At 70.0% G+C, this 1,184-nt stretch carries 1 protein-coding gene; it reads left to right on the top strand.

Translation table 11 applies throughout. From position 1 onward, the window contains the following. Positions 1-15: 15 nt before the first annotated feature. Positions 16-1,184, top strand: a 1,169-nt coding sequence (locus O7R11_RS14880; RefSeq protein WP_337998323.1) for an acetyl-CoA C-acetyltransferase, incomplete at its 3' end; no start/stop codon positions are given.

Genomic DNA, 1,184 nt, shown 5'->3' with positions numbered 1-1,184 from the left:
GGAAAAGGAATCATCATGACTGAGATCGTCATCGCGGGCGCGGCCCGCACGCCCATCGGCACCTTCAACGGGGCGCTTTCCACGGTGCCCGCCCACCAGCTCGGCAAGATCGCGATCGTCGAGGCGCTGTTGCGCGCCAAGACCCCGCTGGAAGCGGTGGACGAGGTCCTCTTCGGGCAGGTCCTCACCGCCGGGGTGGGGCAGAACCCGGCGCGCCAGGCGGCGATCCTCGCGGGGATCCCGCAGGAGAGGACCGCGGTCACGATCAACCAGGTGTGCGGCTCCGGCCTGCGCACCGTGGCCCTGGGCTCCCAGGCGATCCGTCTCGGCGACGCCGAGGTGATGGTGGTGGGCGGCGAGGAGAACATGAGCCTCGCGCCGCACTGCATCCACCTGCGCGGCGGCGTGCGCATGGGCGGGGCGGAACTGGTGGATACGATGATCCGCGACGGCCTGTGGGACATCTTCAACGGCTACCACATGGGCCTGACCGCGGAGAACATCGCGAAGAAGTGGAACCTCAGCCGCGAGGCGCAGGACGCCTTCGCCCTGGCCTCGCAGCAGAAGGCCGAGGCGGCGATCAAGGCCGGGCGGTTCAAGGACGAGATCGTTCCGGTGACGATCTCCACGCGCAAGGGCGACGTGGTGTTCGACACCGACGAGCATCCGAAGTTCGGCACCACCGCGGAAAGCCTCGCCAAGCTGCGCCCGGCCTTCGCCAAGGACGGCACGGTGACCGCGGGCAGCGCCTCGGGGATCAACGACGGCGCCGCGGCGCTGGTGCTGATGAGCGCGGAAAACGCGGCGAAGCGCGGGGTTGCGCCTCTGGCGCGGATCGTCTCGTGGGCGACCGCGGGAGTGGACCCGGCGATCATGGGCACCGGGCCGATCCCGGCGAGCCGCAAGGCGCTGGCCAAGGCGGGCTGGACGGTGGACGACCTCGACCTGATCGAGGCCAACGAGGCGTTCGCCGCGCAGGCGCTTTCGGTCAACCACGACCTCGGCTGGGATACCGCCAAGGTCAACGTCAACGGCGGGGCGATCGCCCTCGGTCACCCGGTGGGCGCTTCCGGCGCGCGCATTCTCGTCACCCTGCTCTACGAGATGCGCCGCCGCAACGCCAAGAAGGGCCTCGCCACCCTGTGCATCGGCGGCGGCATGGGCGTCGCAATGTGCGTCGAAGC

The organism is Oleispirillum naphthae (genome assembly GCA_027864655.1).
Taxonomy (GTDB): domain Bacteria; phylum Pseudomonadota; class Alphaproteobacteria; order Rhodospirillales; family Rhodospirillaceae; genus Oleispirillum; species Oleispirillum naphthae.
This window is presented reverse-complemented; position numbering and strand designations above follow the sequence as displayed.